At 67.5% G+C, this 20,023-nt stretch carries 16 protein-coding genes and 2 tRNA genes; 11 read left to right on the forward strand and 7 right to left on the reverse strand.

Annotation, left to right across the window (positions count from 1 at the left end):
• Positions 1-20: 20 nt before the first annotated feature.
• Genes SOM47_RS06510 through prmB form a run of 3 tightly spaced genes read right to left on the reverse strand, consistent with a single transcriptional unit; the run spans position 21 to position 3,080 of the window.
• Entirely contained in the window at positions 21-1,058 is a 1,038-nt protein-coding gene (locus tag SOM47_RS06510; RefSeq protein WP_320505120.1) for a 2-hydroxyacid dehydrogenase, read from the reverse strand.
• Positions 1,051-2,154, reverse strand: a complete 1,104-nt coding sequence (gene aroC / locus SOM47_RS06515; RefSeq protein ID WP_320505121.1) for a chorismate synthase — start codon at positions 2,152-2,154, stop codon at positions 1,051-1,053. The genes SOM47_RS06510 and aroC overlap by 8 nt, the downstream gene beginning before the upstream one ends.
• Entirely contained in the window at positions 2,151-3,080 is a 930-nt protein-coding gene (gene prmB, locus SOM47_RS06520; protein WP_320505122.1) for a 50S ribosomal protein L3 N(5)-glutamine methyltransferase, read from the reverse strand. The genes aroC and prmB overlap by 4 nt, the downstream gene beginning before the upstream one ends.
• 127 nt (positions 3,081-3,207) lie before the next feature.
• Between prmB and SOM47_RS06525 the strand changes: the two genes are divergently transcribed.
• The 4 genes from SOM47_RS06525 (at position 3,208) to SOM47_RS06540 (ending at position 6,456) form a co-directional block, all read left to right on the forward strand.
• Entirely contained in the window at positions 3,208-3,858 is a 651-nt protein-coding gene (locus SOM47_RS06525; RefSeq protein WP_042614091.1) for an SCO family protein, read from the forward strand.
• Positions 3,855-4,697 carry an archaetidylserine decarboxylase gene (gene asd / locus SOM47_RS06530; protein WP_192083281.1) on the forward strand — a complete coding sequence of 281 codons (843 nt, stop codon included), beginning with the start codon at positions 3,855-3,857 and terminating at the stop codon, positions 4,695-4,697. The genes SOM47_RS06525 and asd overlap by 4 nt, the downstream gene beginning before the upstream one ends.
• A 251-nt stretch (positions 4,698-4,948) precedes the next feature.
• Positions 4,949-6,061, forward strand: a complete 1,113-nt coding sequence (metX, locus tag SOM47_RS06535) for a homoserine O-acetyltransferase MetX (RefSeq protein ID WP_320505123.1) — start codon at positions 4,949-4,951, stop codon at positions 6,059-6,061.
• Positions 6,058-6,456, forward strand: coding sequence for a DUF1294 domain-containing protein (locus tag SOM47_RS06540; RefSeq protein WP_414715773.1), 399 nt, complete (start codon positions 6,058-6,060; stop codon positions 6,454-6,456). Before metX ends, SOM47_RS06540 begins: the two co-directional genes overlap by 4 nt.
• A 15-nt stretch (positions 6,457-6,471) precedes the next feature.
• Here SOM47_RS06540 and SOM47_RS06545 read toward each other — a convergent pair whose 3' ends face one another.
• The 4 genes from SOM47_RS06545 to cydD form a co-directional block, all read right to left on the reverse strand.
• Complete coding sequence (locus SOM47_RS06545) at positions 6,472-7,683, reverse strand: trypsin-like serine peptidase (protein WP_320505124.1); 1,212 nt, start codon at positions 7,681-7,683, stop codon at positions 6,472-6,474.
• Between the two features lie 129 nt (positions 7,684-7,812).
• Complete coding sequence (locus SOM47_RS06550; protein WP_320505125.1) at positions 7,813-9,309, reverse strand: S8 family serine peptidase; 1,497 nt, start codon at positions 9,307-9,309, stop codon at positions 7,813-7,815.
• A 144-nt stretch (positions 9,310-9,453) separates the two neighbouring features.
• Entirely contained in the window at positions 9,454-11,139 is a 1,686-nt protein-coding gene (gene cydC / locus SOM47_RS06555; protein WP_042614052.1) for a thiol reductant ABC exporter subunit CydC, read from the reverse strand.
• A complete protein-coding gene (cydD, locus tag SOM47_RS06560) occupies positions 11,136-12,884 on the reverse strand; it encodes a thiol reductant ABC exporter subunit CydD (protein WP_320505126.1) in 1,749 nt (582 codons plus the stop codon). Before cydD ends, cydC begins: the two co-directional genes overlap by 4 nt.
• Positions 12,885-13,105: 221 nt before the next feature.
• Here cydD and SOM47_RS06565 point away from each other — a divergent pair, with 221 nt between their 5' ends.
• The 7 genes from SOM47_RS06565 to pgaA all read left to right on the forward strand — a co-directional run bounded on the left by SOM47_RS06565 (position 13,106) and on the right by pgaA (position 20,022).
• A complete protein-coding gene (locus SOM47_RS06565) occupies positions 13,106-14,692 on the forward strand; it encodes a cytochrome ubiquinol oxidase subunit I (protein ID WP_192083278.1) in 1,587 nt (528 codons plus the stop codon).
• Between the two features lie 15 nt (positions 14,693-14,707).
• On the forward strand, positions 14,708-15,862 hold the full coding sequence (gene cydB, locus SOM47_RS06570) for a cytochrome d ubiquinol oxidase subunit II (protein ID WP_042614055.1): 1,155 nt from the start codon (positions 14,708-14,710) through the stop codon (positions 15,860-15,862).
• A gap of 46 nt (positions 15,863-15,908) precedes the next feature.
• Positions 15,909-16,025 (forward strand): cytochrome bd-I oxidase subunit CydX, encoded by a 117-nt coding sequence (gene cydX / locus SOM47_RS06575; protein ID WP_042614095.1) that lies wholly within the window; start codon positions 15,909-15,911, stop codon positions 16,023-16,025.
• A gap of 54 nt (positions 16,026-16,079) precedes the next feature.
• A tRNA-Pro gene (locus tag SOM47_RS06580) sits at positions 16,080-16,156 on the forward strand.
• 84 nt (positions 16,157-16,240) lie between these two features.
• Positions 16,241-16,317: transfer RNA gene (locus tag SOM47_RS06585), tRNA-Pro, on the forward strand.
• A 171-nt stretch (positions 16,318-16,488) separates the two neighbouring features.
• A complete protein-coding gene (locus SOM47_RS06590; protein ID WP_042614056.1) occupies positions 16,489-17,709 on the forward strand; it encodes an MFS transporter in 1,221 nt (406 codons plus the stop codon).
• A gap of 276 nt (positions 17,710-17,985) precedes the next feature.
• Entirely contained in the window at positions 17,986-20,022 is a 2,037-nt protein-coding gene (gene pgaA, locus SOM47_RS06595; protein WP_320505127.1) for a poly-beta-1,6 N-acetyl-D-glucosamine export porin PgaA, read from the forward strand.
• Position 20,023 lies beyond the last annotated feature (1 nt).

Below are 20,023 nucleotides of genomic sequence, written 5' to 3' on the forward strand. Positions count from 1 at the left end.
CGTGCAGGCGCGGAGGCTCCCTATCGTTTTTTGCTTTTATCGCCCGAAGCAGCGCGCACGGCCAGCGCCGCGTCGGCATTGATCGCGCTTGGCATGCGCGTCGCTTCACCGGCCATGCCCAGCGCGGCCAGCAGGTTGTCCACCGCCAGCTGCACCATCGCCTTGCGGGTACCCAGCGAGGCGCTGCCGATATGCGGTGTCAGTACCACGTTGCGCAGCGCCAGCAGCTCCGGACGCACCTGCGGCTCGCCTTCGTAGACATCCAGCCCGGCCGCCGCCAGCCTGCCGTGGGCCAGTGCATCGGCCAGCGCCAGCTCGTCGACGATGCCGCCGCGGGCGATGTTCACCAGCGTCGCGGTGGGCTTCATCTTCGCCAGTGCGGCCGCATCGATCAGATGGTGCGAGGCTGCCGTGTACGGCAGCACCAGCACCAGGTGGTCACTCTGCGCCAGCAGAGCATCAAGCTCGGCATACTGCGCGCCGACGTCCGCTTCGGTCGCAGCCGGAAGCCGCGAGCGGTTGTGGTACAGCACGCGCATGCCGAAGCCGTGCGCACCGCGCCGGGCGATGCCCTGCCCGATGCGGCCCATGCCCAGGATGCCCAGCGTGCTGCCATGGATGTCCGCGCCCAGCATGGTCTGGAACGACCACTGGCCCCACTGGCCGTCGCGCAGCCAGCGTTCGGATTCGGTGATCCGGCGCGCCGCAGCCATCAACAGGGCAAAGCCCATGTCCGCGGTGGTCTCGGTCAGTACGTCCGGGGTGTTGCTGGCCAGGATGCCGGCTGCGCTCAGCGCATCGACATCCAGATTGTTGTAGCCCACGCCGACGTTGGCGATCACCTGCAGGCGATCAGCAGCGGCCAGCTGGGCCGCGCCGATACGTTCGTTGAGGGTGATGATGGCACCATCGACGCCCACCAGCCGTTCTGCCAGCTGCTCCGGCGTCCACGTGGTCACCTCGTCGGTGGTGACCAGCTCGACCTGCGCACGCAGCGGCTCGATCACCGCATCGATGAGCGGCTGGCTGACCCAGACGACGGGGCGCGCATCAGCCATCGATGTGGCCCGGGATGCGCGGGGTGATGCTGCCGACATCGCCACACTGCGCGCGGTGGCGCAGCGCCTGGTCCATCAGCACCAGCGCCATCATGGCCTCGGCGATCGGCGCTGCACGGATGCCCACGCAGGGGTCATGCCGGCCGGTGGTCACCACTTCGATGACATTGCCTTCGCTGTCCAGCGAGGCGCCGGGCAGGCGCAGGCTGGAGGTGGGCTTGAGCACGATCGACGCCGTCACCGGCTGCCCGGTTGAAATACCGCCGAGGATGCCACCGGCATGATTGCTGGCGAACCCCTGCGGGGTCAGCAGGTCACGGTGCTCGGTGCCCTTCTGGGCGGCGCTGGCAAAGCCGTCGCCGATCTCCACGCCCTTCACTGCGTTGATGCTCATCAGCGCCGAAGCGAGTTCGCCATCCAGCTTGCCGTAGATCGGTTCGCCCCAGCCTGGCGGAACGTTGTCGGCCACCACGTCCACGCGCGCCCCGACTGAATCGCCGGACTTGCGCAGCGCATCCATGTAGGTCTCCAGCTCCGGCACCTGCGCGGCGTCGGGCCAGAAGAACGGATTGTCTTCCACCGCCGACCAGTCGAAGCCGTTCGGCGTGATCTGGCCCAGCTGGGACAGGTAGCCGCGCACGGTCACCCCGAAGCGCTCGGCCAGCCACTTCTTGGCGACCACGCCGGCCGCCACGCGCATGGTGGTTTCACGTGCCGACGAGCGGCCGCCACCGCGCGGATCCCGGATGCCGTACTTGTGCCAGTAGCTGTAGTCGGCATGGCCCGGGCGGAACTGCTGGCCGATGTTGGCGTAATCCTTGCTGCGCTGGTCGGTATTGCGGATCAGCAGCGCGATCGGGGTGCCGGTGGTCAAGCCCTCGTACACGCCTGACAGGATCTCCACCTCATCGGCCTCGCGGCGCGCGGACGTATGCCGGCTCTTGCCGGTGGCGCGTCGCTGCAGGTCGTGGGCGAATTCGGCCGCGTCCAGCGCCAACCCCGGCGGGCAGCCGTCGATCACGCAGCCGATGGCCGGACCGTGCGACTCGCCGAAGGTGGTGACGGTGAACAGCTTGCCGAACGAATTGGAACTCACGGCCGCTGCGCCGCCAGCTCGGTGATGCGCGCACTGTGGGCGATCAGCTCACGGCATTCCACCGCGAAGATGCCCATCTGGCCGACCTTGAACTCCACCCAGGCAAAGTCCACTTCCGGCAGCAGCTTGACCAGGTGCTGTTCGGATTCGCCCACTTCGCAGATCAGCAGGCCGTCTTCGCTCAGGTGCAGCGGCGCATCGCGCAGGATCTTCAACACCAGTTCCAGGCCATCGTCGCCGGCGCGCAGGCCCATTTCAGGCTCGTACGAATACTCCTGCGGGAGGGCGTCGGTTTCGTCATTGGTGACATACGGCGGATTGGTCACGATCAGGTCGTAATGGCGCCCGGCCAGGCCGGTGAACAGGTCCGACCTCAGCAGGGTCACGTTGTGTGCCTGCAGGCGTTCCTTGTTCTCGTGGGCCAGCGACAGCGCATCATCGCTCAGGTCCACGCCGTCCACTTCCCAGTTCGGGTAGTAGTGGCCCATGGCGATGGCGATGCAGCCCGAACCGGTGCACAGGTCCAGCGCGCGGTCCACGTGGCGGCCAGCCAGCCAAGGTTCGAAACCGGTTTCGATCAGCTCGGCGATCGGCGAACGCGGGACCAGCGCACGGCTGTCGCTCTTGAAGCTCAGCCCGGCAAACCACGCCTCCCCGGTCAGGTAGGCGGCCGGCACGCGCTCGTCGATACGACGCTCGAACAGCGCCAGCACCTCCTGCTTTTCCGACTGCAGCAGGCGCGCCTGCCCGTACGCCGGCCCGAGGTCGTGCGGCAGGTGCAGGCCGTGCAGCACCAGCTGGGTCGCTTCATCCAGCGCATTGTCGTAGCTGTGCCCGAAGGTCAGGCCTGCGGCGTTGAAACGGCTGGTGCCGTAGCGGATCAGGTCGATGATCGTGTGGAGTTCGGCGGCCGGTTCGGCGGTCATGGCGGTACGACGGGTAGATTGGCCCCCGATTATAGGGTCTGGCGCCTGCCTCGGCATCCGTTGCAGGGGAAACCGCCGCCCCGCTGCCGTTATGATGGGGGCCGATCCCTCGGCAGCGCAGGCCCTCATGTTCAATCGCAACGTCGGCATCATCCTGCTGATCGCCCTGGCCGCGGGCCTGGGCCTGCTGGCCGCGCAGAAGGTGTTCGCGCCCAAGGCGCCCACCGGCCAGCCCGCCACCGAAGCGATCACGTTCTATCCCCAGCCGCGACCGCTGCCGGACTTCAACCTGGCCCAGTCCGACGGCACCCGCCTCATCTCCGGCGAGCTCAAGGGCCACTGGACCCTGGTTTTCCTGGGCTTCACGTTCTGCCCGGATGTCTGTCCCACCACCCTGCTGGAACTGGCGGAGGCGCAAAAGCAGTGGGAGACGGTGCCTGAGACCCTGCGCCCGCGCGTGCTGTTCGTGTCGGTCGACCCGCAGCGCGACAGCGCCACCCGGCTCGGCGAATACGTCCACGCCTTCCACAAGGACACCCTGGCCGCCACCGGCGACGTGCCGTCGCTGGAAAAGTTCGCGACCTCGCTGGGCCTGGTGTTCCAGAAGGTGCCCGGCAAGGCATTCGATGAAGACCCCGAGGACTACACGATGGAACACTCGGCCACGTTGGCCGTGCTGGATGCCGAAGGCCGGCTGGCCGGCATCATCCGTCCCCCGTTCAATGCGCCGGCGATCGCCCGCGACCTGCAGAAGCTGACCGAGAAATCCGCCCCATGAGCTTGATGACCACCCTGAGCTACGCCCTGCCCCACCGTCTGCTGTCCTCGATGGCGCGCGCGCTGGCGTACTCGGACAACCCGCGCGTGTCGCAGTGGTTGATCGATACCGTCACCGCGAAGTTCGGGGTGAACCTGGGCGAGGCGGCCGACCCGGACCCGCGCAGCTACAAGACGTTCAACCAGTTCTTCACCCGGGCGTTGAAACCCGGCTCGCGCGTCGCCGATGCCGATCCGCGCAACCTGGTGATGCCTGCGGACGGCCGCATCAGCCAGCTCGGCCGCATCGAAGGCGGCAGCATCTTCCAGGCCAAGGGTCAGTCTTTTACCGCTGCCGAACTGCTCGGCAGCGCCGAGGATGCGAAGCCGTTCAATGACGGCCTGTTCGCCACGGTGTACCTGTCGCCTAAGGACTACCACCGCGTGCACATGCCGTGGACCGGCACCCTGCGCGAAACCGTGCACGTGCCGGGTCGATTGTTCAGCGTGGGCCCGGCGGCGGTCAACAAGGTGCCCGGGCTGTTCGCCCGCAACGAGCGGCTGGTCTGCCATTTCGATACCAGTTTCGGTCCGATGGTCAGCGTGATGGTCGGCGCGCTGCTGGTGTCCGGCGTGGAGACCGTCTGGAGTGGCGAGGAGATCCCGCACTACGGCGATCGCATCACGCGCAAGGATTACCGCGGCCAAGGCATCACGCTGGAGCGCTTCGCCGAAATGGCGCGGTTCAACTATGGCTCCACCGTGATCGTCCTGCTGCCGCCCGGCGTGGCCGATTTCGCCCCGCACCTGGATGCCGAACACGCCGTGCAGCTGGGACAGGCGCTGGCCACGCTGCGCTGATCGGGCCGTCTGCCACTGCCGCTGCGGTAGCGCCGAAGGCAGCGGCAGGAGCCGCTGCCAACGTCGCTTGCGACGGCCCGGAGGGTGCCGGTCAGGACGGCCGGCATAGCCATGCTCGGCGAGCGCAGCGGCAAGCAACAGCGTGACGACCAACGGTCGTCACCCACCCACACCAGAACAACAGCGAGACGACCAGCGGCCGTCACTACCGCAGAGCGCAGCGGCGACAGCGCTGGGGATAGAATGCGGCCATGACTGAATTCATTCCGCCCGGCACGCTGTTCCACGCCCTGCCCTCGCCCTTCCCGTTCAAGCGCGGCGGCACGCTGATCGATGGACGCGTGGCGTATGAGACCTGGGGAACGCTGGATGCCGATGCCGGCAATGCGATCCTGATCGTCACCGGGCTCTCGCCCGACGCGCACGCCGCCAGCAACACCGCCAACCCGGCCGCTGGCTGGTGGGAAGGCATGGTTGGCCCCGGCAAGCCGATCGATACCGAGCGCTGGTTCGTCATCTGCGTCAACTCGCTAGGCAGCTGCAAGGGCTCCACCGGCCCGGCGAGCATCAACGCGGCGACCGGCGAGCCCTATCGCCTGACGTTCCCGGAGTTGTCGGTCGAAGACGGCGCACGCGCGTCTGTCGAGGTGGTGCGTGCACTGGGCATCACGCAGTTGGCTTGCCTGGTCGGCAACTCGATGGGGGGGATGACCGCGTTGGCGTTGTTGCTGCTGCATCCGGGCATCGCGCGCAGCCACGTCAACATTTCAGGCAGTGCCCAGGCCCTGCCGTTTTCCATCGCCATCCGCTCGCTGCAGCGCGAAGCCATCCGCCTGGATCCGCAGTGGAACGGGGGGCAGTACGATGACGATCACTATCCCGAATCGGGCATGCGCATGGCACGCAAGCTGGGGGTGATCACCTACCGCTCGGCGCTGGAGTGGGATGGTCGCTTCGGTCGCGTGCGGCTGGATTCGGACCAGGCCGACGACGATCCCTTCGGGCTGGAATTCCAGGTGGAAAGCTACCTGGAAGGCCACGCTCGTCGCTTCGTCCGCTTCTTCGATCCGAACTGCTATCTGTACCTCAGCCGCTCGATGGACTGGTTCGACCTGGCCGACCAAGGTGATGGCGACGTACTGGCCGGCCTGGCGCGGATCAAGGTGGAGAAGGCACTGGCGATCGGTGCGAATACCGACATCCTGTTCCCGGTACAGCAGCAGCAGCAGATCGCCGACGGGCTGCGCGCGGGTGGCGCCGAAGCACGCTTCATCGGCTTGGATTCGCCGCAGGGACACGACGCATTCCTGGTTGATTTCGAGCGTTTCGGTCCCGCGGTGCGGGGCTTTCTCGGCGAACTGTGAGTCGCCGCGCCGCGCCACGCAAGCGCGCAAAGCCTGCGGCCACTGCACCCGCACTGAGCCTGCGGACCGCCCTGGCGCTGCTGGTGGCCGGGATGCTGCTGGGCTGCACGGTGGCCGGCTGGCTGCCGCAGTGGCTGGCTGGCTGGATGCTGCTGGCCAGCGTGTGGACCTTCGTCCTCTATTGGCGCGACAAGCGCGCGGCGACCCGCGCCCAGCAGCGTACGCCGGAGCGCACGTTGCAGGTGCTTGCGCTGCTTGGCGGCTGGCCGGGCGCCCTGTTTGCCCAGTCGCTGTTGCGCCACAAGAACCGGAAAGTTTCCTTCCAGCAGGTGTTCTGGATCTGCGTGGTGGCAAACGCAGCGTGCACCATGGCACTGCTGCGCGCGTTCGGCTGACGTGCCGGCTAGTGCCTACGGCACGACGTTGTTGAAGTACTGTTTTACCTGCGGCCAGATCAGGTCGATCCTTGCCCCGGAATTGGTGCAGTTTCCCCAAGCGAGGTGATGAAGTGCGACCACGCGGTTGCTGGCACGCCCGATGACAGGCGATCCGGAGCTTCCGCCCTGGGTATCGCAGCTGTAGCTGGCATCGCGCCCGCTGTTCACCGTGGTGCTGATGAGCGTGCAACGCCCCCCACCCTGCGCATCGCTGGTGACCGACAGCTCTTTCAGGCGACCGCCAGGATGCTGCGGGACGAAGATCTCCTGCCCGGGCCGCGGCGTGCCGACATCCAGACCGAGGTGGCCAAAGCGTGCGATGGTCGCGAACTGGTTGACCGTGAACAGGCTGTAGTCGAGTGCAGCGTCGGTTTTCAGCAGGGTGGCGCCACTCACTTTCGTCACCGCCGCTGGGATCCCGCTGCCACATCGCGCTGCCTCATGATTGAACCAGACCTCCGTGGAGGCGACCCCTGCGGCGCTGTTGAAACAGTGGTTGTTGGTGAAGAGTCGGTTGTCGCTGCCCACCCGCCACGCGGTGCATAGCAAACGCCCACCGATCAGCAATCGTGCCACCGGCCTGGCCGCGTTGTACGCCTGGCGGTCATTTCCTGCCAGGCACGCGACCGGCTGCAGGTCATTGGCGCCGCAGATCGCGCGCGTCCCTGCGGCCGCGCCCGCCGCGGGGCTGGCCGCAGCGGCCCGGGCAACCTGGTCAAGGGGCAACCCTGCGTCGTAGTGCGCGACCTGCACGCCGCGATGGCCGTCCCACGCTTCTTCCGCCGTGCCGGTCAGGCGCAGGATGGCGGTGTCGCCGTGAATGGACATCACACCGAACCGGGAGCGACCGTCCTCATCAAGGCCCGCATCAACGGTGTGGGCATCACGAGCCTGGCTGCTGTAACGGTGGACTTGCGTTCCGTCCGGGCTGGAAACCTCCAGCGTCACCCCCCGCGGCAGATCGAACCGGCCCAGATGGACCTTGATGTAGGTGGCATCTTGTGCAGACACGACGATGGGCGTGGTTTCACCCGCATCGCGCGACGCGGAGGGGACCAGCCGCAGGTCCGTTGCGCGGGTGATCCCGGCGACAAGCGGCTCAGTTGCATTGGCAGCCACGGAAAGCGTTGAACCCAGGGCCAGGACACAGCTCAGGCGACGGGCGTTTGCTGCTGCATGTTTCATTGCGCGCTCCAGGGAAAGGACACAGTTCGACTGTGCAGCGCTCGACCATGAAGCGACCTCGGGCAAACACCCGACGCCTGCCGGGCAGATGGCCCTGGCAGACATCGGGGTTCGCCGGTCGACGTCCTGTCATGGCATGCCAGCAAGCCGGTCCAGTGCCGCACGCAGGTTGGGAAGAGGGCCGATGTGGCCATTGCTGCCGACCTGTGGCGTGCCGGTTTCAACGAGCAGGCTGCGCATCTGCAGCGGCGTGAGCGTCTTGCCGCTGGCCTTGGCCGCACCCGATACCGCCGCGACCGCCGAAGCCACGATCGGTCCCGCGCTGGACGTACCGTTGAAGCGCTGGGTGTAGCCCGCATTGGGCCCACCGCTGTACAGGTCGCGGCCTCCGGTGGTGGCCACGCAGCCGCCCCATCCCTGCAGGTTGACCCGGCGCCCGTGGGTGGAGAAACCCAGTCGTGAGCGGGGTACCACGGCATCTCTGCACCACTGCGTGGCCGCCGCGCCACCCGCGCCCGCCAGGATGGCGCCCGAATCAGGCCGCCCGCGCGGGAAACCCGGACCGAAGCAGCCGGAGTCCAGGTTGACGTTGCCGTTGCCTGCGGTCTCCACCACGTGGATGCCACGCCTGACCGCGGAGACCACCGCGTCGTAGATCGAGGGGATCCATTCCGGCGCCACGTAGCCGTTGCAGGGCGCCGGGCCGGGGAACTGCTGTTCGATCAGGATCACATCGCCCGGCCCCAGCTTCGCCGCCGCCAGCGCCACGGCATTGGCTGCGTTGTAGCCGGTCTGTGGACTGGTGACATTGACGTAGTGCGGCGTGGCCCCACTGACCAGCCCGCGCACCCCGAACCCGTTGTCATCGGCGATCATCTCGCCAAGCACCGATGTGCCGTGGTTGTTGTCATTGAACGGATCAGAGATGCTGGCCCCCTGCCTGATCCAGGTTCCCGGCACGCGCAGTTTGGTCAGGTCCTCGTGCTGCCAGTTCCAGCTGTATTCAATGTCGACCACGCGTATGCCCGTTCCGTCGCCCCCCGGCACCGTGCGTGCGTGGACGGCGTCGATACCGGACGAGGCAGCCAGCGCATACCCCTGCCGCTCAATGAACAGCGGTGACGCCCACTGCGCCGTGGCGGGCGCCGGAGCGGCCGATGGCGGTGGCGCCGGAAGCGGTGCGGCGTAGGCGATTTCCACCGCGTCCATGCCGTTCAACAGGTCAATGATGACGGCCGCGTCCTGGCCCGGTTTCAACTGCATGCGATACCACTGGCCCAGTGCAGGCAGGTCCACGCGATCGGATGTGTCGTGCACGACATCCGCAGAGAACAGGGGGGTGACCCGCAGTACCGGACCGCCCTCGGCCGTCAATGCATCAAGCCGGGGCAGTGCGCCGCTGCGCCGGGAGGTCCAGCCGGCCTTGCCTGGCGCCGTGCGGTCGGCATTGCGGAACTTCACTTCGATGAGCTCCTGCGAGTAGCCAGGGCCGATCCGGGTCTGGCGTGGTTTTTCGATGGACCACGCCGGGTCATCAGTGCTGGCCTGCGCACCGGCGGCCGAGGGCGACAGCAGCAGCGAGCAGGCAGCGCTGGCGAAGAGGGCCTGGGACAAGGTCAGGCGCATGGAGGTTCCTCCTGGGGACAGTGGCGCGGACCGATGCCCGCGCACGCCACGGGGTGGCGCAACGCCAGTGTGCTGAACGCCAGGATTGGTTCCATCGGACAACGCTGCCGCGCCAGCTCCGGGAATCACCTGCCGGTGTCGGGCTCAGGAGGGCTCCACCGCGTGCAGCCGCCCGCCCTGCAGGCGGTACACCTGGTCCACCACGCCGGCAGGCAGCGGATCATGGGTTATGACCAGCAGGCTGCGTCCTTCAAGCAGCGCGGGCAGGTCGGCCAGCAGTGCATGCGCGGCATCCACGTCCAAGCCTTCGGTAGGTTCGTCCAGTATCAGGATCGGGGCATCGCGCAGCAGCGCGCGCGCCAGTGCCAAGCGGCGCGCCTGCCCCGCCGACAGCGTGGCGCCGTTCTCGCCGACCCAGCCCTGCAGGCCACCGACCGCACGTGCCCAGTCACCCAGCCGCACCCGCTCCAGCATTGCCCACAATCTGGCGTCGCTGGCGTGGGGGTCGCCCAGACGCAGGTTGTCGGACACCCTGCCGGCGAATACCGGGGCGTGCTGCGGCAGCCACGCCAGCTGCCGGTGCCAGTCGTCCTGCGCGTAATGGCGGATGTCGGTCCCGCCATGGGTGATGCGTCCGCTGGTCGGGTCATGCAGGCGCAGCAGCAGGCTGGACAGCGTTGTCTTGCCGCTGCCGCTGTCGCCGCGGATGGCGATGCGCCGGCCCGGCTGCAACAGCAGGTCCACACCGTCCAGCACGCTGCGACCGCCGTCCTTCCAGGTGAACGAAACGGCTTCCCAGCCTACCGCCGCCGCTACCGTCGGCAGGGGCCGCGGCAATGCAGGCTCGCTGACCATAGGCGGCTGGTCGACGATGGCCTGCAGCCGGGACACTGACACCTGGCCGGACTGCAGTGCCTGCCAGGCCAGGCCCAGGCCGGCCCACAGCTCGATCATGGCCACGGTGAGAAACACCAGTCCGGCCGCCATGGGCGCATCGACGCGCCCTTGCTCATGCGACGAAAGCGCCAGCGCCAGCATCGCCAACAGCCCGCCGCCGGTCACCACGCCGTGCAACGTGGTGCCGGCCAACAGGCGCCAGCGTCGCCGACGATCGCGCGCGCGCAGCTGGCGTGCGGCCACTTCCACCCTGCCCTGCCAGTGGTCCAGCGCATCCAGCGCCGCCAGGTCGGCAGCGCCCTCGATGCCCTCGAAGGAAAGATTGCGCAGCTGCGTGCGGTGCGCGGCGCGGTCCCGCTCTTCGCCGGCGCGCCCGCGCACGCCCAGCCACGGCACGCCCACGCCGACCAGCACCGCCATGGCCGCCAGCAGCACCGCTGCCTGCGGCAGGATCAGCCACGCCGATCCGATGGCCACCAGGCTCAGGGCTGCCAGCGCGCACAGCGGTCCCAGCGCGCGCACGAACAGACCGTCCACCTCGGCGATGTCGCCCAGCAGCCGGGCCAGCAGCTCACCCGTGCGCGTGCTGCCCAGCCGCGCCGGTGCCAGTGGCAGGGCGCGGCGGAAGAACCACACCCGTGCATCGCGTGCGATGCGCAACGTCACATCGTGGCCGACCAGCTTTTCAAAGTAGCGCGACACGATGCGCGCCATGGTCAGGCCACGGATGCCGGCAGACGGTGAGAAGAAATTGAAACCGCTACCCAGTCCCGCCGCGCCCGCCAGCGCGGCCGCTGTCAGGAAGCCGCCGGAGAGCCCGAGCAGCGCCGTCCCGGCCAGCATCGTGGTCCATAACAGCAGTACCGTCAGCAGCAGCCGCGGCATGTGCCGGGCGAACACCTTGCGCAGCGGGTCGCGTTGCGCGGCGCTCATGCGCGCACCTGCCGCGGGTCGTGGTGCAGGTGGCCGGCGGGCAGCCGCAGGGTGCTGTCGGCCCAGGCGATGGCCAGCGGACTGTGGGTGGCGATGATGACGCTGCGACCGCGCGCATACACCGCCAGCGCATGCAGCAGGGCCGCTTCGGTATGCGGATCAAGGAATGCGGTGGGTTCATCCAGCAGCACGATGCCGGGGTTTCTCAGCAGCAGCCGGGCCAGCCCGATGCGCCGCGCCTCACCGCCGGACAAGCCGAATCCGCGCTCGCCGATCACCGTGTCCAGCCCGTCGGGCAGGTGGTCGGCGAAGGCAAGCACCTGCGCGGCCTCGGCCGCGTGGCGCAGGGTGGCCAGGCTGGCGGTGGGATCGGCAAGGCGCAGGTTGTCGGCGATGCTGCCGTGGAACAGGTAGGGGCGTTGGCCGGCGTAGCCGACCTCCACTCCGGGGCGTAGCAAGAGGCTGCCCTCGCGCGGCGGCAGCCAGCCGGCCAAGGCTTCCAGCAGGGTGCTTTTGCCGCTGCCGCTGGGGCCCACCACCGCCAGTCGCTGGTTGGATTCAAGCTGGAAACTGATGTCCCTCAGCACATCGTGACCGGTACCCAAGGGACGCAGCACCAGCGCGCGCGCCTGCAGCAACGGAGCATGCGGTTGCAGCGGCTCGGCAGCTGCGCTGGCCAGTGGCCGCACCGTAGCCAGCGCCGCAGACGGCCCCGGCAGCGCGCCGAGCAGACGCTCGATTTCGGCGGCGGCGGCAAGCGCGTTGGCACGATCATGGTAGTGCGCGGCCAGGCGGCGCAGCGGCGCATAGAACTCCGGTGCCAGCAGCAGGCAGAACAGGCCGGCCCCCAGCGTGGGCACCTGCGCGTGCAGGGACATCATGCCGAGGTAACTCAGCCCCAGGTACAGCGCCACCATCGCCACGCTGACCGATGCGAAGAACTCCAGCACGGTGGAGGACAGGAACGCGATCCGCAGCACTTTCATGGTGCGCTCGCGCACGCCCTCGGCCGCGTCGGCCACGCCCTCCAGTTCGGCCTGGCCGCGGCCGTACAGGCGCAGCAGGCCCAGGCCTTTGATGCGGTCGGCGAAGTGCCCGCTCATCCGCGCCAGTTCACCCAGTTGTGCGCGCCCGGCCGCCTCGGCGCCCCAGCCCACCAGCATCATGAAGAACGGCACCAGCGGCGCGGTGGCGATGAAGATGATCGCCACCACCCAGTCCACCCAGGCCACCGCCAGGGCGATGATCAGCGGCACCACCACCACCTCGATGCGCACCGGCTGGAAGCCGCTGTAATAATTTTCGATGGCATCGGCATGGGCCAGCATCACTTCGCCCAACTCGCCGCTGCGCTGTTGCCGCAGCCACAGCGGCCCCTTGCCCAGCACGCTGGCGTAGGCGCGCTCGCGCAGCGCCAGTCGCGCTGCATCGGCCACGTCGCCGGCGCACGCCTGGGTCACGCTGCCCAGCAGGGTACGCAACAGCAGCACCCCACCGAGGGCGGCCAGCACCCACAGGCCATCGGCCAGCGGCGCCCGCTCGAGCAGCACGTGCTGGACCAGCCAGGCAATGGCGCCGGCCTGGGCCACCAGCAGCACCCCGGACACGCTTATCGCGATGGCGGCCAGCCGGCGGCGGCCGCCTGCCGCCGCTCCCAGCGTATCCAGCCAGTGCTGGCGGAGTCTGCGCTGCTGCGCCTCATGGCGCTGGGCTTGCCTCAGCTGGGTTTCGGTGTCCTGGCTCACGGTGGCTCGGCGGCAACGGTCTGGGGGCATTGTAGGCGCAGCTCACCGCGCCCCTGCGGCGTACGGTCGCACGGACACTGCGGTTGGCATACGATCACGGCGGGGATCCTTTTCTACATTGATCTGAATCAAGGCTGTTCGAAGTAGTCGGTCACATCATCGCTCCACGTAGACCACCCTTCCCGCACCCCCACGGCACTATCCCACGAGGTAGCCAGGCCATGATTGATTCGACAGTCGTAGAACTGTCGCGGCTGCAGTTCGCCCTGACCGCGATGTACCACTTCCTCTTCGTTCCGCTGACCCTTGGCCTGTCCTTCATGGTGGCCATCATGGAGAGCGTGTACGTCATGACCCGCAAGCCGGTCTGGCGCCAGATGACCCTGTTCTGGGGCACGCTGTTCGGCATCAACTTCGCCATCGGCGTGGCCACCGGGCTGGTGATGGAGTTCCAGTTCGGCATGAACTGGTCGTACTACAGCCACTACGTCGGCGACATCTTCGGCGCGCCGCTGGCGATCGAAGGCCTGATGGCGTTCTTCCTCGAAGCCACCCTGATCGGCCTGTTCTTCTTCGGCTGGAAGCGGCTGACGCCGGTCAAGCACCTGGCCGTGACCTGGTTCATGGCGCTGGGAACCAACCTGTCAGCGGTGTGGATCTTGATCGCCAACGGCTGGATGCAGAATCCCACCGGGGCGATATTCAACCCGGAAACGATGCGCATGGAGGTGGTGGATTTCGCCGCGGTGCTGCTGAACCCGGTGGCGCAGGCCAAGTTCGTGCACACCGTCAGTGCCGGCTACGTAACCGGTGCGATCTTCGTGATGTCCATCAGCGCGCTGTACCTGCTGCGCAACAAGCACCGTGACATGGCACGCCGTTCCTTCGCCGTGGCCGCAGCCTTCGGCCTGCTGTCTTCGCTGTCGGTGGTGGTACTGGGTGACGAGAGCGGTTATGCCGCCAGTGAGCACCAGAAGATGAAGCTGGCGGCGATCGAAGCGATGTGGGAGACCGAGCAGGCACCGGCGGACTTCACTGCCTTCGGCATTCCCAACCAGACCACCCAGCAGAACGATTTCGCGATCAAGATTCCGTACCTGATGGGCCTGATCGCCACCCGTTCGGTGGACCAGCCGATCCCCGGCATCCTGGAACTGGTGGAACGGGCCGAGCATCGCATCCGCGGCGGGCAGATCGCTTACGGTGCGCTGCAGCGGGTGCGTGCGGACAAGAACGATGTGCAGGCGCGCGAGATGTTCGACCGCCACTGGCAGGACCTGGGCCACGGCCTGCTGCTGAAGCGCTACCGCGAGGACATCGGCAACGCCACGCCGGAAGAAATCAGCAAGGCAGCGATGGATACGGTACCGCGGGTCGCGCCGCTGTTCTGGACCTTCCGCATCATGGCCGGGCTGGGTTTCTACCTGATCGCCTTCTTCGCGCTGGCGTTCTATTACTCCTGCCGCAACAATTTCCAGGACAAGCGCTGGTTCCTGACGCTGGCCCTGTGGTCGCTGCCGGCGCCGTGGATCGCCATCGAATGCGGTTGGTTCGTTGCCGAATACGGTCGCCAGCCATGGGCCGTGGATGGCGTGCTGCCCACTTTCTACGCCGCCTCCGGCCTGGCCCTGCATGACATCCTGACCACCCTGGCGGTGTTCACGCTGCTGTACACGGTGCTGCTGGTGATCGAGGTCAAGCTGATGCTGAAGGGGATCCGCACCGGTCCCGACGAGATCCTGCCGTCCCTGCAGGCGCCGCGCGTGTCCGTTTCCCACAATGCCGCCCCGGCCCCAGGCCAGGCATAAGGCAGGAGAACCCCGATGGAATTCCTTGGACTCGATTACACCACCCTGCGCATCATCTGGTGGTTGCTGCTGGGCATCCTGCTGATCGGTTGGGCCGTGATGGACGGCTTCGATCTCGGCGTCGGCACGCTGCTGCCGTTCGTGGCGAAGACCGATGAAGAACGCCGACTGGTGATCAACACCATCGGCCCGGTGTGGGAAGGCAACCAGGTATGGCTGGTGCTCGGCGGCGGCGCGATCTTCGCCGCTTGGCCGCCGCTGTACGCGGTCAGCTTCTCCGGATTCTACCTGGCCATCTTCGCCCTGCTGTTCGGGCTGATCCTGCGCCCGGTGGGCTTCAAGTACCGCAGCAAGATGCCCGGCAAGCGCTGGCGCGACAACTGGGACCGGGTGTTGTTCGTCGGCGGCCTGCTGCCCGGCCTGATCGCCGGCGTGGCGGTGGGCAACGTGCTGCTGGGCGTGCCGTTCCACTTCGATGACAGCATGCGGATCTTCTACACCGGCTCGTTCTTCGGCCTGCTCACCCCGTTCGCGCTGATCGCCGGACTGGTCAGCGTGTCGATGCTGGTGTCACACGGGGCGGCCATGCTGGTGCTGAAGACCGACGGCCCGGTGGCCGAACGCTCGGCCCGCTATGGCAGCGTGGCGGCGCTGCTCAGCTTCGTGCTGTTTGCGCTGGCCGGCGCCTGGGTGGCCTTCGGCCTGCCCGGCTATGAAATCACCTCGCAGGTGGTGACCGATGGGCCAACCAATCCCTTGCTGAAAACCGCCGCTGAAGGGGCCGCTGCCGGCGGCTGGCTGCGCAACTACAGCAGCATGCCGGCCACGCTGCTGGCACCGATCGTCGGCCTGCTCGGTGCGCTGGCCAGCGCGGTGCTGCTGCGTGCCCGGCGTGGCGGGCTGGCGTTCCTGGCCTCGGGCGCGTCGATCACCGGCATCATCCTGACCGTCGGCTTTGCGATCTTCCCGTTCCTGCTGCCGTCCTCCAGCCAGCCCGGTTCCAGCCTGACCGTGTGGGATGCATCCTCCAGCCACCTGACGCTGTTCATCATGCTGGTGGCTACGGTGATCTTCCTGCCGATCGTGCTGGCCTACACCACCTGGGTCTACCGGGTGATGAAGGGCAAGACCACTGCGGAAGACATGTCAGACAACCCCAACGCGTATTGATTCCCACGTGCCGGCCAACGGCCGGCACCTCTTGAAGGAGCACACCATGTGGTATTTCGCCTGGATCCTCGGCACCGGCCTGGCCTCGGTCGTGGCCATCCTCAACGGCATGTGGTTCGAAGCCCGCGAATCGGGCAGCATCGACGGCCGCGACGGTAAATGACGTAACAAAAGTGTTGCCGCCTTGGCCTTCACACGGTATCTTAGGCGGCTCCTTCGGGGTGTAGCTCAGTCTGGTAGAGCGCTACGTTCGGGACGTAGAGGTCGCAGGTTCGAATCCTGTCTCCCCGACCACTCCGGTGGTCGGAACGACCGAAGGAAAAATGCGATTCCCCTTGCCGCCCAGTGCGGGAATCGATATGATAGGCGGCTACCCTTCGGGGTGTAGCTCAGTCTGGTAGAGCGCTACGTTCGGGACGTAGAGGTCGCAGGTTCGAATCCTGTCTCCCCGACCACTTTGTTGGTCACGAAGAAACCTGGAAGACGACGGTCTCCCGGGTTTTTTTGTGCCTGTCGTTTTATGGCGACGTACAATGGCGCCCTCCCCCACCCTGCCGCACCGGCGTCCGCCCGGTGCCGCCGTTGCATCCGGAGGCCGCCGCGCGCGCCACCGGCAAGGATCCACCATGAGCCCCACCGCTTCCGCTTCGTCGCCTGCGCCTTCGCTGCTGCACGGGCGCGCCCTGGTCTTCGCGGCCATCGTGCTGGCCGCGGTCAACCTGCGTACCGCGGTCACCTCGGTCACCCCCCTGCTGGACGTGCTGGGCCAGACGTTCGGCTTCGGCACCACCATGACCGGTGTGCTCGGCATGCTCCCGACCGCTTCGTTCGCCTTGTTCGGCGTGTGCACGCCGATGCTGGCGCGCCGCCTCGGGCTGGAGCGCACCACGCTGCTGGCGATGTTGCTGGCGCTGGTCGGCCTGCTGCTGCGCTCCAGCGCGGTCGGCGTGGGCAGCCTGCTGGGCGGCTCGATCATCGCGCTGGCCGGCATGGGCATCGGCAACGTGGTGGTGCCCCCGCTGGTGAAGCGTTACTTCGCCAACAAGGTGGGCACGATGAGCACGCTGTACATCAGCGCGCTGCAGCTGGGCACCATGCTGCCTGCGTTGCTGGCGGTGCCGGTGGCCAACGCGGCCGGCTGGCGCGTGTCGCTGGGCATGTGGGCGCTGCTGGCACTGGCCGCGGCCCTGCCGTGGCTGATGCTGGTGCGCCGCACCCCGCGCCACGATGTGATCACCGACGGCCCGGATCCGAGTGCGCAGCCGCACGGCCGGGTCTCCGCGACCTCGCTGGGCTGGGGCATGACGCTGATGTTCGGCATGACCTCGCTGATGACCTATTCGATGTTCACCTGGTTGCCGCGCATCGTGGTGGAAGCGGGCGCCTCGCCGGCCTTCGGTGGGGTGATGGTGGCGATGTTCTCCGCGCTGGGCCTGCTGCCTTCGCTGGTGATTCCCTCGCTTGCGGTGCGCATGGCCAACCCGTTCCCGCTGGTGTTGATCGGCTTTGGCTCCTTCGTGGTGGCCTTCGCCGGGCTGCTGCTGGCGCCGATGAAGGCCCCGCTGCTGTGGGCCTGCCTGCTGGGACTCGGTCCGTCGACCTTCCCGCTGGCGCTCACGCTGATCAACCTGCGCACGCGCACCCCGACCGGATCGGCCGCCCTGTCCGGCTTCATGCAGGGCGTGGGCTACAGCTTCAGCTGCCTGGGTCCGTTCCTGGTGGGCTGGCTGCACGACGTGAGCGGCAGCTGGACGTTGCCATTCGGCTTCCTGTTCTGCTGCGCGCTGGTGATGCTGTGCGCGTCGTGGTTCGCCTGCAAGCCGCGCAAGCTTGAAGACCTGTGGTGAGACACATCGCTGGGCGAAAAATCCAGCCACGACAATCACGCCATAATCCGTCGTAACTGACGCAGCACGTCAGTAGTTGACCCTGCGCGTACCGCAGGATGTCTTTCTGCGGGGGGCCGCAGCATGAATGTCCTTTCCCGGGCGAGCTTCCAGCCGCCCCTGCACTGCGCCTGGGGAGGAGGATGCGCTTCGCGGTTCCGTGCTTCAGGCCGTTGGCACGTGATGTGCGTCACACTTTCTAATTCTTCATCGCACGAACCAGCTTCTGGGGGTTTCATGTTTGTCCATCGTCCGCTGGCGCGTTGCGTCGGCCTGGCCTGCCTCGTCCTGGCGACAGGCGCGCACGCCGCCCCTGCCCCGTCCAACCGCGCCGGGCAGATGGCTGAAATCAGCGGCCATCGCGACCAGGCCCAGTGGCTGGACGCGTTGGCGGCGATCGAGCGCGCGCAGCAGTCCAGCCCCGGTGATGACCTGCTGTACAAGCTGCAGGTGCTGACCCTGGGCGACATCGGCAACGCCAGCCGGGCCTGGCAGCTGTACCAGGCGCGCCCGGAGCTGTTCGATGCGGCTCAGAAGCAGCGCTTCGAAGCGGACTATCTGGCCCGCCTGGTGGGTTGGAGCATGGCCTACGGCGAAAGCGAAGACACCCGCCTGGATGAAGCCGAAGACACCCTGGCGCTGATGGAACAGTACCTGCAGCGCGACGGTACCCCACTGGCGCAGCCCCCCCGGCGCATCCGCCTGGACCGCCTGATCCTGCTCAACCGCTTGTCCCGCCACGCCCAGTTGCGCGAGGAATATCTCGCCCTGCGCGCCGATGGCGTGGAGCTGCCCGACTACGTGCTGCCGGCGGTGGGCGATTCGCTGATGGCCACCCAGCATCCGGACGAGGCGATCCCGGTGCTGTCGCAGGCGGTGAAGAATGACCCCTCGCGCTTCCAGGCACGCTCGGAACTGGCTTATGCGTACCTGGAAACCGAGCAGGCCGGCACTGCCATCGACTACCTGGTGAGCTGGCAGAAAGACGAGCCGATCTGGCGTTGGGGCCCGAATGCGCGTGCCCCCTACGCGAACTGGGCCCGCTATGAGGCCGACCTCAACCTTGCAATGATCCGCGCCTACAGCAACGACCTGCCGACCGCACAGGGCGAGCTGGAGCAGCTGGTCGCCACCGGGCCGGGCAACGGGGGCCTGCAGACTGCGCTGGGCGGCGTCTACCAGATGCGCGGCTGGCCGCGGCGTGCGCTGGAACGCCACCAGATGGCCTACACGCTGGATCCGCGCGACGTCTCTCCGCGCATCGGCATGTCCGAGTCCCACATCGCGCTACAGCGCGACGACCGTGCCCGCCCGATACACGACGACCTGCTGGCCCGCTATCCGAACCAGCCATCGGTGCAGCGCATGGACCGCGCCTGGCGCGCACACCGCGGCTGGCAGCTGGAAGCCAACGCGGAAGTCGGCCGCAGCAGTGGCGGGGGTGGCGCTTCGCCGCTGGGCAACGACGACGGCAGTTACCGCGTGCAGGCGTCCTCGCCGATCCTGGCTGATCGTTGGCGGGTGCTGGCCTTCGCCGACCGCCGTTCGGTGGACTTCCAGAACCAGCGCATCAACCCGTGGTGGTTCGGCGCCGGGGTGAACTACCGCTTCGACCAGCTGGACGGCGAACTGGTGGCCTTGCATCCGAATGACGACGTTGGCGATACCGGCCTGCGCGCGGGGCTCGGCTGGCAGTTCAACGACCAGTGGCACATTGGCGCAAGCGCCGCACGCAACGATGCCGATGCCTCGATGCAGGCCCGCGTGTCCGGCATCACCGCCGACAGCGTGGCGCTGGCCACTACCTATACCCGCAACGAGCGCACGCAGTGGCGGATCGGCGCCAGCCAGTACCGCTATGACGATGGCAACCACCGCGACGCCATCAGCACCTCGGTGGAACAGCGCCTGCTGAGCCGCCCGACCCTGCAGGTGGATGGGCTGGGCAGCCTGTATGCCAGCCGTGGCAGCCACGATGACGTGCCCTACTTCAATCCCTCCCGCGACCGCTCGGTGGAGATCGGCCTGCGCATCGACCAGCAGTTGTGGCGGCACTACGAGAAGCATTTCCGACACCGCCTGACCGTGTCGGTAGGCGACTACTGGCAGGAGGACTTCGGCAGCGCACTGGTGCCCTCGGTGGAGTATCGCCACGAGTGGCAGATCGGCGCGGGGCGCATTTTCGAGTACGGGGTGCGCTGGTCGCGTCCGGTGTATGACGGCCAACGCGAGCGGCATGTCGGCCTGGAAGCCGGCCTGCGCTGGGGAGAATGAG

The organism is Stenotrophomonas sp. CFBP8980 (assembly GCF_034046095.1).
Classification (GTDB): domain Bacteria; phylum Pseudomonadota; class Gammaproteobacteria; order Xanthomonadales; family Xanthomonadaceae; genus Stenotrophomonas; species Stenotrophomonas lacuserhaii.